Origin of the sequence: Saccharothrix sp. NPDC042600 (assembly GCF_040647305.1) — a bacterium.
GTDB lineage: Bacteria > Actinomycetota > Actinomycetes > Mycobacteriales > Pseudonocardiaceae > Actinosynnema > Actinosynnema mutabilis.
Genome location: NZ_JBEZBW010000154.1, coordinates 1 through 13555 on the forward strand (window position 1 = coordinate 1; position 13555 = coordinate 13555).

Annotated in this window: 17 protein-coding genes; 6 read left to right on the forward strand and 11 right to left on the reverse strand. The window is 72.9% G+C overall.

Features of this window, described 5'->3' with window-relative positions:
* From AB0A74_RS40430 to rimP, 4 genes are all read right to left on the reverse strand, one after another.
* On the reverse strand, window positions 1-371 hold a 371-nt coding region (locus tag AB0A74_RS40430; RefSeq protein WP_358258192.1), incomplete at its 3' end, for a translation initiation factor IF-2 N-terminal domain-containing protein.
* An 86-nt stretch (window positions 372-457) separates the two neighbouring features.
* Window positions 458-802: a YlxR family protein gene (locus tag AB0A74_RS40435; RefSeq protein WP_358258194.1), complete on the reverse strand. Its 345-nt coding sequence runs from the start codon at window positions 800-802 to the stop codon at window positions 458-460.
* Window positions 803-824: 22 nt separating this feature from the next.
* Window positions 825-1838 carry a transcription termination factor NusA gene (nusA, locus tag AB0A74_RS40440; protein ID WP_358258195.1) on the reverse strand — a complete coding sequence of 338 codons (1014 nt, stop codon included), beginning with the start codon at window positions 1836-1838 and terminating at the stop codon, window positions 825-827.
* Complete coding sequence (gene rimP / locus AB0A74_RS40445) at window positions 1835-2359, reverse strand: ribosome maturation factor RimP (protein WP_358258197.1); 525 nt, start codon at window positions 2357-2359, stop codon at window positions 1835-1837. Before rimP ends, nusA begins: the two co-directional genes overlap by 4 nt.
* Before the next feature lie 148 nt (window positions 2360-2507).
* Here rimP and AB0A74_RS40450 point away from each other — a divergent pair, with 148 nt between their 5' ends.
* Window positions 2508-2954 carry a twin-arginine translocation signal domain-containing protein gene (locus AB0A74_RS40450; protein ID WP_358258199.1) on the forward strand — a complete coding sequence of 149 codons (447 nt, stop codon included), beginning with the start codon at window positions 2508-2510 and terminating at the stop codon, window positions 2952-2954.
* Window positions 2951-3379, forward strand: coding sequence for a ferritin-like domain-containing protein (locus tag AB0A74_RS40455; RefSeq protein WP_358258201.1), 429 nt, complete (start codon window positions 2951-2953; stop codon window positions 3377-3379). Before AB0A74_RS40450 ends, AB0A74_RS40455 begins: the two co-directional genes overlap by 4 nt.
* Before the next feature lie 120 nt (window positions 3380-3499).
* Here the strand turns inward: AB0A74_RS40455 and AB0A74_RS40460 are convergent, their stop codons facing one another.
* Genes AB0A74_RS40460 through AB0A74_RS40475 form a run of 4 tightly spaced genes read right to left on the reverse strand, consistent with a single transcriptional unit; the run spans window position 3500 to window position 6620 of the window.
* A complete protein-coding gene (locus AB0A74_RS40460) occupies window positions 3500-4213 on the reverse strand; it encodes a hypothetical protein (protein WP_358258203.1) in 714 nt (237 codons plus the stop codon).
* Window positions 4214-4268: 55 nt separating this feature from the next.
* Window positions 4269-5279: an aminotransferase class V-fold PLP-dependent enzyme gene (locus AB0A74_RS40465; protein WP_358258205.1), complete on the reverse strand. Its 1011-nt coding sequence runs from the start codon at window positions 5277-5279 to the stop codon at window positions 4269-4271.
* Between the two features lie 55 nt (window positions 5280-5334).
* Window positions 5335-5817: a DUF4442 domain-containing protein gene (locus AB0A74_RS40470; protein ID WP_358258206.1), complete on the reverse strand. Its 483-nt coding sequence runs from the start codon at window positions 5815-5817 to the stop codon at window positions 5335-5337.
* A gap of 26 nt (window positions 5818-5843) precedes the next feature.
* Window positions 5844-6620 (reverse strand): SDR family oxidoreductase, encoded by a 777-nt coding sequence (locus AB0A74_RS40475; protein ID WP_358258208.1) that lies wholly within the window; start codon window positions 6618-6620, stop codon window positions 5844-5846.
* Window positions 6621-6646: 26 nt separating this feature from the next.
* On the opposite strand from AB0A74_RS40475, the gene AB0A74_RS40480 reads away from it, so the two are divergent.
* Window positions 6647-7054, forward strand: a complete 408-nt coding sequence (locus AB0A74_RS40480; RefSeq protein ID WP_358258209.1) for a YjbQ family protein — start codon at window positions 6647-6649, stop codon at window positions 7052-7054.
* A 70-nt stretch (window positions 7055-7124) separates the two neighbouring features.
* Here AB0A74_RS40480 and AB0A74_RS40485 read toward each other — a convergent pair whose 3' ends face one another.
* Window positions 7125-8195 (reverse strand): ABC transporter permease, encoded by a 1071-nt coding sequence (locus tag AB0A74_RS40485; RefSeq protein ID WP_358258211.1) that lies wholly within the window; start codon window positions 8193-8195, stop codon window positions 7125-7127.
* 127 nt (window positions 8196-8322) lie between these two features.
* On the opposite strand from AB0A74_RS40485, the gene AB0A74_RS40490 reads away from it, so the two are divergent.
* From AB0A74_RS40490 to AB0A74_RS40500, 3 genes are read left to right on the forward strand one after another with little or no spacing between them, the layout of a single operon-like run.
* Window positions 8323-9384 (forward strand): hypothetical protein, encoded by a 1062-nt coding sequence (locus AB0A74_RS40490; protein WP_358258213.1) that lies wholly within the window; start codon window positions 8323-8325, stop codon window positions 9382-9384.
* Window positions 9385-9388: 4 nt separating this feature from the next.
* Window positions 9389-10081 carry a hypothetical protein gene (locus AB0A74_RS40495; protein ID WP_358258215.1) on the forward strand — a complete coding sequence of 231 codons (693 nt, stop codon included), beginning with the start codon at window positions 9389-9391 and terminating at the stop codon, window positions 10079-10081.
* Window positions 10078-10761 carry a haloacid dehalogenase-like hydrolase gene (locus tag AB0A74_RS40500; RefSeq protein WP_358258217.1) on the forward strand — a complete coding sequence of 228 codons (684 nt, stop codon included), beginning with the start codon at window positions 10078-10080 and terminating at the stop codon, window positions 10759-10761. Before AB0A74_RS40495 ends, AB0A74_RS40500 begins: the two co-directional genes overlap by 4 nt.
* Before the next feature lie 49 nt (window positions 10762-10810).
* Here AB0A74_RS40500 and AB0A74_RS40505 read toward each other — a convergent pair whose 3' ends face one another.
* Both AB0A74_RS40505 and yaaA read right to left on the reverse strand, forming a co-directional pair.
* Entirely contained in the window at window positions 10811-12559 is a 1749-nt protein-coding gene (locus tag AB0A74_RS40505) for a proline--tRNA ligase (protein ID WP_358258219.1), read from the reverse strand.
* Between the two features lie 84 nt (window positions 12560-12643).
* Entirely contained in the window at window positions 12644-13372 is a 729-nt protein-coding gene (gene yaaA, locus AB0A74_RS40510) for a peroxide stress protein YaaA (RefSeq protein WP_358258221.1), read from the reverse strand.
* Between the last annotated feature and the right edge of the window lie 183 nt (window positions 13373-13555).

The window sequence follows — 13555 nt, forward strand, 5'->3', positions numbered from 1 at the left end:
GCCTGCGCGGCGGCCGGAGCCGCCGGGGTCACCGGCTTGGGCGCGACGGGCTTCGGGGCCTGCGGCTTCGGGCCGGGCACCGGGCGCGGGCCCGGCTTGCCGACCGGGGCCGCGGGCTTCGCGTCGGTCTTGGACTCGGACGGGGCCGCGGTCGCCTGCGGCTTCGGCGGCGCGGGGCGCGCGCCGGCCGGCTTGGGCTTCGCCTCGGACTTCGCGGCGTAGGCGTCACGCAGCCGCCGGGCCACGGGGGCCTCGACGGTGCTGGACGCGGACTTCACGTACTCGCCCTGGTCGGCGAGCTTCGTGAGCAGTTCCTTACTAGTGACACCGAGCTCTTTCGCGAGCTCGTGCACACGGGCCTTGCCTGCCACTGCACTCCTCTGGTGATGAGGCCGGCGGCAGTCCCGTCGACCTCGTCTTAACGTCGCGCGTTCATGTCTTCAGCTTCACGGCTGACTCATGACGGGTCGACCTGCTTCCTTGCTTCCTGGCGGCCCCGGGGCGATCCCGTGACCTGGTGCTCCTGCTGTGCGAGGTGCCCGCGCACGCGTTCCACGTCGAGCGGCCCCGGGACCTTGAAGGCCCGCGGGAACGCCCGCCGCTTCTCGGCGTCGCGGAGGCAACCCGGATCGGGGTGCAGCCAAGCTCCCCGGCCGGGCAACCGCCGACGCGTGTCCGGGACCACGGCCCCGTCCACGACCACGACGCGCAGCAACTCGGAGGGCAACGTCCGGGCGCGGCATCCTATGCACGTACGAACCGGGCCGTTGTGCGTGAAAACCGATCCCCGACGTTGAACCACTGAGAAGTCTATCTCCTGACGCTCAATCAGCCGAACCGGATGTCGCGGCGCCCGTCGGGGCACCCGCCACATCGCTGCGGATGTCGATCTTCCACCCCGTCAGCCGGGCGGCCAAGCGGGCGTTCTGGCCCTCCTTGCCGATGGCGAGGGAGAGCTGGAAGTCCGGCACGACGACGCGCGCCGTCTTGGCCCGTTCGTCGACCACCCGTACGGACACAACCTTCGCAGGTGACAGGGCATTCCCGACGAAGGTGGCCGGGTCCTCGGAGAAGTCGATGATGTCGATCTTCTCGCCCGCCAGCTCGCTCATGACGTTGCGCACACGGGCGCCCATCGGGCCGATGCACGCGCCCTTGGCGTTGACGCCGGCGACCGTGGAGCGGACCGCGATCTTGGAACGGTGACCTGCCTCACGTGCCACCGCGGGGATCTCCACGGTGCCGTCGGCGATCTCCGGGACCTCCAGCGCGAACAGCTTGCGCACGAGGTTCGGGTGGGTCCGGGACAGGGTGATCTGCGGGCCGCGCGCGCCGCGGGAGACGCCCACGACGTAGCACTTGATCCGCGAGCCGTGCTCGTAGGCCTCGCCGGGCACCTGCTCGGCGGGCGGCAGGACGCCCTCGGTGTCGCCGATCTGCACCACGACCATGCCGCGGGCGTTGGCGCGGGCGTCGCGCTGCACGACGCCGCCGATGATCTCGCCCTCCTTGGCGGAGAACTCGCCGAAGGTGCGCTCGTGCTCGGCGTCGCGCAGGCGCTGGAGGATGACCTGGCGGGCCGTGGTGGCGGCGATGCGGCCGAAGCCCTCGGGGGTGTCGTCCCACTCCTCCAGGACCTGGCCGTCCTGCCCGATCTCCTGGGCCAGCACGCGCACGACACCGGTCTTGCGGTCGATCTCCACCCGCGAGTGCGAGTGGTGGCCCTCGGTGTGCTTGTAGGCGGTCAGCAGGGCGGTCTCGATGGCTTCCAGGACGGTGTCGAAGGGGATGTCCTTGTCCCGTTCGATCGCCCGCAGTGCGGCGATGTCGACGTTCACTCCGACTCCTCCTTCGGCGCGCGGCCCTCCAGGAGCGCGAGCTCCTCGACGGGCGGCTGCTTGAACTCCACTTCGACGACGGCGCGCTCGATCGTCCGGTACTCGACGCGGCGCAGCTCGCCCTTGACCAGCAGCACGACCCCTGTGTCGTCGGCCTCGCCGACGCGGCCGAACCACTCCACCTGGTCGGGCTGCTTGACCTTGACCAGGCGCAGCCGGGCGCGCTTCCAGTGGCGCGGCCTGGTGAGGGGGCGGTCGGCGCCCGGCGAGGTCACTTCGAGCGTGTACGGGCCCGCGATGAGGTGCTCGTGCGCGTCGAGGGCGGCGGACACGGCGCGGCTGGCCTGCGCCACCTCGTCCAGGCCGACCCCGTCGTCGCCGTCCACGACGACCTTCACCAGCCGGCGACGCCCAGCCTGGTTCACGTCGAGCGTTTCGAGGTCGAAGCCGATGGCCTCGACCGCTTCCCGCACGACGGGTGCTAGCTGCGCGGCGAGATCTCCGCGCGGCGGGCTGGACACGTGGTGACTCCTTGAGCTTCGAGTGCAGAGGGCACGGCGACCCCGGCCGACGCTGCACGCCGCCGGCCGTGGTCGCCCAGACTATCTCGTCTCCGGGGTCCCGCACGCCGCAGAGGCGATCACGGCGGCTCTGGCAGGATCGGGACACGTGATCGGAACAACGGCGCTCAGCAGGCGCGGCGTGCTGGTGGCGGTCGCGACCGCGCCGCTGGCCGTAGCGTGCACCACACCCCCGCCTCCCCCGCCGCCGCCGGACGTCCTGGAGGACCTGCTCCGCGCGGCCCGCTCGGACGCGGCCCTGGCCACGGCGGTGGGCGCCCCGGAGACGGCCGCGGCGCGGGCGGAGCACGCGACCCGCCTGGCCGCGGAGATCGACCGGGCGACCCCGAAGGTCCCCACGACGTCTTCCCCCTCGTCGGCCGCGCCCACGTCGGTGGCGCCGCCGCCCGGGGCGACCCGGGAGCAGTTGGTGACGGCGTTGCGGGCGGCGCAGAAGCAGGCGGCCGACCTGGCGCCGACCGTGCCGACGCACCGGGCGGGCCTGGTGGCGTCGGTGTCGGCGGGGTGCGCGAGCTTGTTGGAGGCGCTGGCGTGAGCGTGGATGCGGTGCAGGACGCGTTGGCGGCCGAGCACGCGGCGGTGTGGACGTACGGGCTGGTCAGCGCGTTCGTGGAGCAGCAGGCGGCGGCCGTGGCGGAGGGCGCGCTGGCCCACCGGTCGCGCCGCGACGTCACGGAGCGCTGGCTGCGCGACAAGTCCGCCACACCCCGCCCGCCGGCGCCGGCCTACCTGCCGCCGGCGCCGGTGGACAGCGCGGCGTCGGCCATCGCGGCGTTGATCGCGGTCGAGATGGACGCGTGTGTGGCTTGGCGCGGGGTGGTGGAGCGGACGGAGGACGCGGAGCTGCGCAAAAGCGCGCTGGACGCGCTGACGACGTCGGCGATCCGGGCGACCCGCTGGCGCAAGATCGCCGGTGTGACGCCGATCTCGATCACCCTGCCCGGCACCGCGGTCGGCTGACGCCCGGGGACGGCGGGCGGGTCGCGGTGGCCGGAGCCACCGAAGCGCCGGGGCCACCGAAGCGCCGGGTGGCCGGAGCCACCGGAGCGTCGGCGGTGACCGCGCCGCCCCCGGCCCGGCTCAGGGGGCCAGGCGCAGGGCGTCGTTGCTGATCCGGTCGAGCAGCTTGCGGTCGCGGTCGGCCGATTTCGCCGCCCCGTAGAAGTCCGACTCGACGATCACCAGCTCGCGGCCCTTCAGGGTGGACGCGTACTCGCCGTGCGCCACCCAGTCCGGACCGCCCGGCACCTTCGCCACGCCCTCCCGCGAGAGGTCGTAGATGTTGCCGGTGTTGTCGCCGTCGAGGAACTTCTTCAGGTCCGTCGCCGCCTTGTCGTCCGCCATCTTCACGACCACCACCGACACCAGCACCTGCTTGCCGCCGGCGCTCACCGTGTAGAGCGACCGGGACAGTTGCTGGCACGGCGTGGTCGTGAAGTACTCCTTCGCCTTGCCGTAGGCGTGCGGCGCGCACGAGCTGTCCAGCACCGGCTCGGGCGCCTGGGGCGCCCGGGCGAAGGAGAACTCGCCCGTCGCGGCGGTGGAGGTCGTGGTCGGCGGGGCCTCGGTGTCGCCCTTGGGCATCACCACGAGCCACACCAGCCCGGACACCACCGCCACGCCGACCAGACCCAGCCCTTTGAGCAGCCAACCCTGCCGCGGCGCCGGCCGACGAGCGGGCGCGGGCGCGGGCGCCGCACCCATCAGCGAGTCGAGCTGCCCGATCTCCGACCGCCACAGCGGTGCGGTGTCCGACGGTCGCGCCGGAGGGACGCGGGGTAACCGTTGGGTCACCTCTTCAGGTGATTCGGGAGGAACCGACACAAACCGTCACGGTAACGGACAGCCGCTACGCGAGCGCTTCGAGCACGAGATCGACGTCGGCGGAGGTGTTGTAGAGGTGGAAGCCGAGCCGGGTCCGCCCGGCGCGGCTCGCCGACCGCACCCCGGCCGCCGCCAGCCGCGCCGCCTGCTCGTCGGTCAGCTCCAGCGACACGATCGCGCTCCCCCGCGCCGGCAGCCCCAGCGACGTGAGCAGCGAGTCCGCCAACGCCACGTTGTGGTCGCGCACGGCAGCCAGGTCCAACGACGTCAGGTACGGCAGGGCCGCCGCCGCCCCGTACTGCGCGAGCCACACCGGCGAGATGTCCAGCCGGCGGGCGTCCGGCGCGAGCCGCAGCGGCAGGCCGTAGACGGAGGTCCACGGGTCGTCGCCGGCCCACCAGTTGGCCGCGACCGGCTCGGCGCGCTCGATGCCCGCCGGGGAGCACGCGAGCCACGCCGACCCGCGCGGCGACAGCAGCCACTTGTACCCGGCGGCGACGACGTAGTCCGCCCAGGCCAGGTCCAGCGGCAGCCACCCGACGGCCTGGGTGGCGTCCAGCAGCACGGGCACGCCCGCCGCCCGCAGCGCGTCCAGGTCCACGATCCGGCCGTCGGCGGACTGCACGACGCTCACCGCGACCAGGTCGTGCCCGGCCGCCGCCGAGGGCACGTCGGCCAGCTCCACCTCGGTGACCTCGCACCCGCGCGCCGCGAACGGGAACGTCAGCGACGTGAAGTCCCCGCGCGCCACCAGCACGCGCGACCCGGGCCGCAGGCCCGCCGCCACGTTCGCCACCAACTGCGACACCGACGCCCCGATGGCGACCTGCGACACCGGCGCGCCGACGAGCTTGCCGAAGGCCTCGCGGGCGACGTCCACGGCCGGTTCGGCGCTGGTGGGACCGTCGAGGCCGCCCGCCCACCGGCGCACGGCGTCGGCGACCTCGGCCGCCACGGGCGCGGGCGGGACGCCGATGCTCGGGGTGTTGAGGTAACCGGCGGGGACGTCGAAGGTGGAGCCGAAGGAGGTGCGCATGACCTCTATCACTACCGTGGATCGTTCAGTCAGTCCAGGGTTCTACCGATGAATCTCAGGCTTTGAGCGCCTCGGACGCCGCTTTGTCCGGCCGAGCGTCCTTGCGGCGCGCGTAGACCTGCTTGCGGACGCGCGCCACGACGGTCCCGTCCTCGGCCACCACGTCCACCGGGAACCACAGCAGCGCCTTGCCGCCGTCCGCCGCCTGCGCGCGCAGCTCGTCGAGGTGCTCGTCGGTCAGCTTGAACTCCGCGTGCACGGTCCCGCGACCCGGCTTCACGAAGTCGATCTCGCCCGCCCGGTCCCACACCATGTGGTCACGACCCAGGTGGCGCAGGACCAGCAGCATCCAGAACGGGTCGGTCATCGCGAACAGCGAACCGCCGAAGTGCGTGCCCACGTAATTGCGGTTGTACCAGCGCAGGCGCATGCGCACCTTGGCGTACCGGTAGTCGTCGGACAGGGCGACGACCCGGATGCCGGCGAACAGGAACGGCGGCCACAGGTTCATGCCCCGCCGCAGACGAGAAGCCTTCATGCGGGGCATGTTACTCGCCAGTAATGTCAGTGCAGCCGGATGATGTTGCCGGTCACACGCTTCGCGGCGGGCGAGCACAGGAACGCGATCACGTCCGCCACCTCGTCGGGCCGGCCGACCTTGTGCTGCGCCCGGACGGCGTCGTTGATCCAGCCCGTGTCGGTGACGCCGGGGTTGACCACGTTCGCGGTCACGCCGTGCGGACCCAGTTCGGCGGCGGCGGACATGGTGAAGTTGTCCAGCGCCGCCTTCGCCGCCCCGTAGGACACCTCGCTGGGGAACCCGTTCGGCCCGCCCGAGGTCAGCGAGACGATCCGGCCCCAGTTGCCGCCGCGCGCCAGGTGGCGGCGGGCGAACTCGGCGATCAGCAGCGCGCCGGCGCGGGCGTCCACGGCGAACTGGGCGTCGAACGTCTGCGGCGTGACCGCCTTGAGCACGCGGCCGAACTGGTCGGTCTCGGTGGCCAGGAACGTGTCCTGCACCCAGCCGGAGGCGTTGTTGACCAGGACGTCCACCGGCCCGAACAGGCGCTCGGCGGTGTCGAACAGCGACGCGGGCGCGGTGGTCTCGGTGAGGTCCACCTCGATCGCGTGCGCCTTGCCGCCGGCCTCGGTGATCGCGGCGACGACGGCGTCCGCGCCGGCCTCGCGGGCGGTGAAGTACTCCTCCGGCACGCTCGGGTCCGGCGCGGGAGCGTAGCGCAGGAACGTGATCAGGACCTGCACGCCCCGCGCGGCGAGGGCTCGTGCGGTCGCGGCCCCGATGCCCTGGTTGGCGCCGGTGACGATGGCGGTGTGCTGCACGAGACCGAATCCTGCACGATTGATCCATGCGCAGTGAAGAGATCGAGATCCGGACCGGCGGCGAAGAGGTGGTCCACGACCTGACCCGCGCGTGCGAGGACTTCCTGCGGGACGAGGACGGCGACGGCCTGCTGCACGTGTGGGTGCCGCACGCCACGGCCGGCCTCGCGGTGCTGGAGACCGGCGCGGGCAGCGACGAAGACCTGCTCGCCGCCCTGCGCGACCTGTTGCCCAAGGACGGCCGTTGGCGGCACCGGCACGGCAGCCCGGGTCACGGCCGTGACCACGTGCTGCCCGCGCTGGTGCCGCCGTACGCGACGATCCCGGTGCTAGGCGGTGCGCTGGCGCTGGGCACCTGGCAGTCGGTCTGCCTGGTCGACACGAACGTCGACAACCCGGTCCGCAAGGTCCGGCTGAGCTTCCTCCGCGGGTAGCAGCACGACCAGCCGCCCGACCCTTCACCGCGAGGCCGCCGTCGGCCTGTCGCGCCGCCTTGCCCGCCGATCAGCCCTTCCGATCGGCGGGCAAGACGGCGCGACGGGCCGACTCCGAGGCGGCCTCGCCGCGCGACGGAGACGCGCCACCCGACACCGCAACCCGGTCCGCAAGGTCCGGCTGAGCTTCCTTCGCGGGTAGCAGGAGGACCAGCAGGCCGGCTAGCGCCAAGCCGACGAACACCCAGACCTGGGCCGCGTCGAGGGTTCCGTTCTGCAGCAGGGCGCGCAGGCCCTCGGTGGAGAACCGGAACGGCGTCCACGACCACAACAGCGCCCGGTACGCCGGGTTGAGCAGCTCCGGCACCTGGCCCGCGACCGCCGGGGCCATCAGGTACAGCGGGGCCAGGACGGCCATCGCCCGCAGGCCCAGCACCCGGAGCAGGCCCGACTGGAGCAGCGCGAAGGACACCGCGACCAGCGCGAGGTAGCCCAGCACGTCCCAGCCCAGCGGCAGGGTCGAGTCCCACCACGCGAAGAACCCGGCGACGACGGCCACCGCGAGCACGGCGGCGGTGGTCGCGCCGAGCAGCCGCGCCCCCACGCCGACCCGGCCGCGGCCGCGCGCCGACAGCACCGTGAACGCCGCGCCCGCCACGAGCCCGCCGATCCACAGCAACGCGCTCGCGGCCAGCGGCGCGGTCCGGCCCGCCGCGGACGCCGGGTCCAGCGTCACCACCTTGGCGGGCAGCCCCGCCCCCTGCGCCACCCCGGTCAGCACCTGTTGGGCGACCTGCGTGCCGGACGGGTTCACCGCGCCCGACAGCACGACCGTCGCGCTCCCCGGAGCGAGTTCGAGCACGCCGTAGACGTCCTGCGCCTTGAGCAGGTCCCGCGCCTCGTCGGGCGCGGCCACCCGCCACGACACCTCGGGGGCGTCGGCGCCCGCGAGCTTGTCCGCCACCGCCCGCAACTGCGGCGGGGCGTCCGCGCCGACCGCGACCGCCAGCGGCACGTCGGCGGGGTGGACCGTCGCCTGCACGCCGAACGTGACCAGGCCGAGCACGAGCGCCACGAGCGCGCCGACGACGGCGGTGGCCACCGCGACGACGGCCGGCGGCCGGTCCTGTGGTGTGGCCATGACTGCCTCCAGAACTTGTTCATCACCTGTTGAATTGAGAGCGTACGACTGGCCCGCGCGCAAGTCAACGCGTGCTGAATTAGCCGGGGCGGCCCGGCCGGCGGAACCGGCGGGGTACGGTTTGCCGGTGACTTACCCAGGTGACGGGCAGAGCAACTGGGGAGGCCAGTCCGGCCAGGGCGACTGGGGGCAGCAGAACCAGGGCTACCCGCAGCAGGGGTACGGCGGCTCCTACGACCCGCAACAGCAGCAGTACGGCCAACAGCAGCAACCGCAGCAGTACGGGCAGCAGCCGGGCTACGGCGCGCCCTACGGCGGTGATCCGTACGGCCAGCAGCAGGGCTACCCCTACGGCGATCCCCAGCAGCAGCAACAGTTCGGCGGCTACGGCGGCCTCGGCGTGTTCTCCGGTGGCGAGGAGCCGCCGAAGAAGGGCGGCGCCAAGGTGTGGATCGCCGTCGGCGCGGCCGTGCTGGTCCTCGTGGCGGGCGGTCTCACCGCGTTCTTCCTGACCCGCCCCGACGACAAGCAGCAGACCACCGTCGGGCAGGGTTCGTCGGAACCGAAGACGACGACCACGACCAAGCCGAGCACCACCAGCTCCACCAAGCCCAGCACGGCGGGGTCGTCGTGCAAGGCGTCGAAGGCGGACTGGAACTGCCTGGCCGTCGAGAACCTGCACTACAGCTACGACGTGCCCAAGACGTGGACGCCCGCGGCCGGGTCGGCCAAGTTCCAGACCATCCCGGACCTCGCGCTCACCGGCCTGACCCTGTTCGGCAAGTACGACTGCCAGGGCGGCGGCTACAACCGGGGCGCGACCGGCGGCGCGGTGCTGCCGTCCGGCGACATGGCGGCCGTGGCCAAGGACCTCGCCGAGAAGATCGGCGCGGAGTACTACAGCTCGGGCAAGACGCGCGACATCAAGCTCACCGAGCCCAAGGCGCTGAAGATCCCGAACAACAACGGCGGCCAGATCGACGCCGTGCAGGTGGACGCCACCATCACCACCACCGGCAGCGAGTGCCTGGCCACCAAGGGCATGGTGAAGATCCTGATCCTCAAGAGCAGCAAGGGTCTGCACGTGTTCATGGCCAACGGCGACCTGGAGGGCGGCCCGGCCGAGCCCAAGCCGCCGACGGAGGCCGACCTGCAGGCGATGGTCGACTCCGTGAAGCCGCTGGGCTGACCCCGTGAGCTACTCCGGACTCGGCTACTACCAGCCCCAGCCGCCGCCCAAGCCCGACCGCCGTCCACTGTGGATCGCGCTGTCCGTCGTGGGCGTGCTCGCGGTCGCGGCCGGCGTCGTCGCGGCGGTCGTCTTCACGCGGGGCGACACCGAGGCCGCGCCGACCACGTCCGCGCGGCCCGTGGAGCAGGCCAAGTGGCAGACCATCGAGGACACGCAGTCCGGTGTCTCCTACGAGCTGCCCGAGTCGTGGGAGACCTCCGGCGGCGGCGTGGCGGGTCGGGTGCGGCTGGCGAAGTCGGCGGTGTCGCGGCCGTTCGAGTGCCAGGGGCGCAGCATGATCCAGGCGCAGATCGCGTCCGGGTCGGTGGTGTCCGACTCCCCCGCCGGGATCGCCACCGAGGTCGCCACGGGCATCGCCAAGGGCGGCTACACCGTGGACCGCAAGGAACCGCGGCTGGGTGAGCCGAAGGTCGAGTCGGAGAGCGACGACCGGGCCGTGGTGAGCGTCAAGGCGGAGCCGAACGCGGTCAACCCGTGCTTCGCGCCCAAGGCGACCGTGACCGCCGTGGCGATGCGGGACGGCACCAAGGTGGCCGTGGTCGTGCTCAACGTGGCCGAGGGCGGCCCGCACGTCGCCGAAGGGCCCAGCGCGGACGAGGTCAAGCACATCCTGGAGAGCGTGCGGAAACTGTGAACACGTTGGTGCTGTGGGACATCGACCTGACCCTGATCGACGCGCGGGGCCTGGGCCACACCTGGTACCGGACGGCGCTGCGGGCCGCCACCGGGTTGGACCTGGTGCACGTGCCGACGTTCCCGGGGCGCACCGAGCGGGCGATCACCCTGGAACTGCTCGCGCTGCACGACATCGAGCCGACCGACGAGATGGTCGACCGGGTGCACGCGGAACTGGTCGCGGTCGCCACGCGGGAAGCCGACCTGTTGCCCACCCACGGCCACGCGCTGCCCGGCGCGGCGGCCGTGCTGGCGGCGTTGGCGGGGCACGAGACCGTGGTGCAGTCCCTGGTGACCGGGAACCTGGTGGAGATCGCCCGGTTCAAGCTGGCGGCGTTCGGGCTCGACACGCACCTGGACTTCGAGATCGGCGGGTACGGGACGCTCTCGGAGCACCGGCCCGAGTTGGTGCTGGAGGCCGTGCGCCTGGCCGGCGCGAAGCACGGAAAGGAGTTCTCGGCGGTCGTCGTCGGCGACACGCCCCACGACGTGGACGCGGCCCTGCACCACGGGGCGCTGGCGATCGGCGTGGCGACCGGGCGCAGCAGCGTGGCGGAGCTGGAGGAAGCCGGCGCCCACGTCGTCCTCAAGGACCTGTCGGACACCGAAGCGGCACTCGCGGCGATCCTCCGCCGCTGACCGGGTCCGCCGCGAGGGCTCCTCGCGGGAGCCCTCCCGGCGTCCGCGCTCAGCCCCGGACCAGCGTCCGGAGGTGCTCCACGACCTCGTCCACCGCGACCTCGACCCGCTCGCCCGAGCGGCGGTCCTTGACCTCGACCACGCCGTTCGCGAGGCCGCGGCCCACGACCACGATGGTCGGCACGCCGATCAGCTCGGCGTCGGCGAACTTCACGCCCGGGCTGGCCTTGCGGTCGTCCAGCAGGACCTTCAGGCCGGCCGCCGACAGCTCGCCCGCGAGCTTCTCGCCGCCCGCCGCCAGCGCCTCGTCCTTGCCCGCGACCACCACGTGCAGGTCGAACGGCGCGACGTTGCGGGGCCAGATCAGGCCGCGGTCGTCGTGGCTCTGCTCGGCGATGGCCGCGACCAGGCGGGACACGCCGATGCCGTAGGAGCCCATGGTGATCCGGATGGGCTTGCTGTCCGGGCCGAGGGCGTCCAGCGCGAACGCGTCCGCGTACTTGCGGCCGAGCTGGAAGATGTGGCCGATCTCGATGCCGCGCGCCGCGACCAGCACGCCCTCGCCGTCCGGCGACGGGTCGCCCTCGCGGACCTCGGCCACGTCGATCACGCCGTCGGGGGTGAAGTCGCGGCCCTGGACCAGGTCCACCACGTGGTGGTCGGCCTTGTCCGCGCCGGTCACCCACGCCGTGCCGCGCACGACCCGCGGGTCGACCAGGTAGCGCACGCCGTTGGCCTGCAGCGCGCCCGGCCCGATGTAGCCCTTGACCAGGAAGGAGTTCTTGGCGAAGTCGGACTCCTCCAGCATCGACACCTCGGCGGGCGAGACGGCCGCCTCCAGGCGCTTGAAGTCCACCTCGCGGTCGCCGGGCACGCCGATGGCGAGCAGGGTGGACTCCTTCGCGCCCGGCTGGGTGAGCTTGACCAGGACGTTCTTCAGCGTGTCGGCCGCGGTGAACGTCCGGCCGAGGCCGGCGGCGTTGAGGAAGTCGACCAGCGACTCGATGGTCGGCGTGTTCGGCGTGTGGTGGACCTGCGCCTGGGGCTTGTCCTCGATCGACTGCTCCGGCGGCGCGGGCGTCGTGACGGCCTCGACGTTGGCCGCGTAGTCGGACCCGGTGCTGCGGACGAAGGTGTCCTCGCCGGTCGGCGCGACCGCCAGGAACTCCTCCGACGCCGAGCCGCCCATCGCGCCGGACGTGGCGGAGACGATCACGTACTCCATGCCCAGGCGGTCGAAGATGCGGATGTAGGCGTCGCGGTGCTGCCGGTAGGAGTGCGACAGGCCCTCGTCGGTGAGGTCGAAGGAGTAGGAGTCCTTCATGACGAACTCGCGCCCGCGCAGGATGCCCGCGCGGGGCCGCGCCTCGTCCCGGTACTTGGTCTGGATCTGGTAGAGCGTGACCGGGTAGTCCTTGTACGAGGAGTACTCGCCCTTCACGGTGAGCGCGAACAGCTCCTCGTGGGTGGGGCCGAGCAGGTAGTCGGCGCCCTTGCGGTCCTTGAGGCGGAAGATGTTGGGGCCGTACTCGGTCCACCGGTTGGTGGCCTCGTAGGGCTCCTTGGGCAGCAGCGCGGGGAACTGGATCTCCTGCGCGCCGAACGCGTCCATCTCCTCGCGCACGACCTGCTCGATGTTGCGCAGCACCCGCAGCCCGAGCGGCAGCCACGAGTACCCGCCCGGCGCGACCCGGCGGACGTAGCCGGCGCGGACCAGCAGCTTGTGGCTGGGGACTTCGGCGTCGGCCGGGTCCTCGCGCAGGGTGCGCAGGAACAGCGACGACATCCTCGTGATCACGGTGGGTGCTCCTCGTGGCGCGGGTTGTCCGCAAAGGGTAGTGAACACCCGCCGGGCGGTTCCAACGGGTTGTCCGGCGTCGGGCTACACGACCAGCTCGAAGTGCCGCTCGCCGGCGGGCTCCAGGCGCAGGCCGGCGTTCGCGGCGATCTTCACCAGGTTCCCGGCCCGCGGCACGGCCCGCGACCGCACGATGGCCCGCGCGAGCAGCCCCTTGTGGGCCTTGTTGAAGTGGCTCACCGCCTGCCGGCGCCCGGTCCCGTCCTCGGTCACGACCTTGACGGTGATCGCGTGGGGGATCCTGGCCAGCGACGAGTACGGGGCCGACCGCAGGTCGATGACCTCCCGTTCGGCCAGCGCCGGCGTGAGCACGGGCCGCCACAGGCTGCCCAGCGGACCGACCGACGGCAGCACGTTCCCGCCGGAGAGCCGGTAGGCGGGGATCGGGTCGGCCCCGAGCACGACGCCGAACAACGCGGACGCCACCCCGAGCCGCTCGGCCGCCCGCCCCCGCTCGACCCGGGTCAGGGTGGGCAGGTCGAGCGCGTCGTAGAGCACGCCGGTGTACCGGGACAGCGCCGGCAGCGTCGGGGACGTCCGCAGGACGGCGTTGCGCGCCACCTCACCGGCCTGCCGCTCGGACAGCCCGAGCACGGCCAGGCTCGCCGGCACGTCGCCCGCGAGGTCCACCAGGGCGTCGACCAGCTTCGCCCGCACGGGGTTCAGCTCGGGCAGCGACAACGCCTCGAACGACAACGGCGGGCCGTCGCCGCCGGACGCCTTGGTCTCGGACGGGGGGAGCAGTACCAGCACGAACGGGCAGCCTAGTCCGACGGCGACGACCGACCCGACCACACCGACCACGCCCGGCCCGACCACACCCGGCCCGACCACACCCGGCCCGACCACACCCGGCCCGACCACACCCGGCCCGACCACACCCGGCCCGACCACACCCGGCCCGGCCGCCGGGGGCGCGGGCGCCGGGGGGCGGCG

Bases quoted from the DNA above. Each gene is read 5' to 3' on its own strand.
- AB0A74_RS40470 (WP_358258206.1), bottom strand. From the start codon at position 5,817: ATGAAGGCTTCTCGTCTGCGGCGGGGCATGAACCTGTGGCCGCCGTTC.
- AB0A74_RS40465 (WP_358258205.1), bottom strand. From the start codon at position 5,279: ATGCGCACCTCCTTCGGCTCCACCTTCGACGTCCCCGCCGGTTACCTC.
- AB0A74_RS40480 (WP_358258209.1), top strand. From the start codon at position 6,647: ATGCGCAGTGAAGAGATCGAGATCCGGACCGGCGGCGAAGAGGTGGTC.
- AB0A74_RS40485 (WP_358258211.1), bottom strand. From the start codon at position 8,195: ATGGCCACACCACAGGACCGGCCGCCGGCCGTCGTCGCGGTGGCCACC.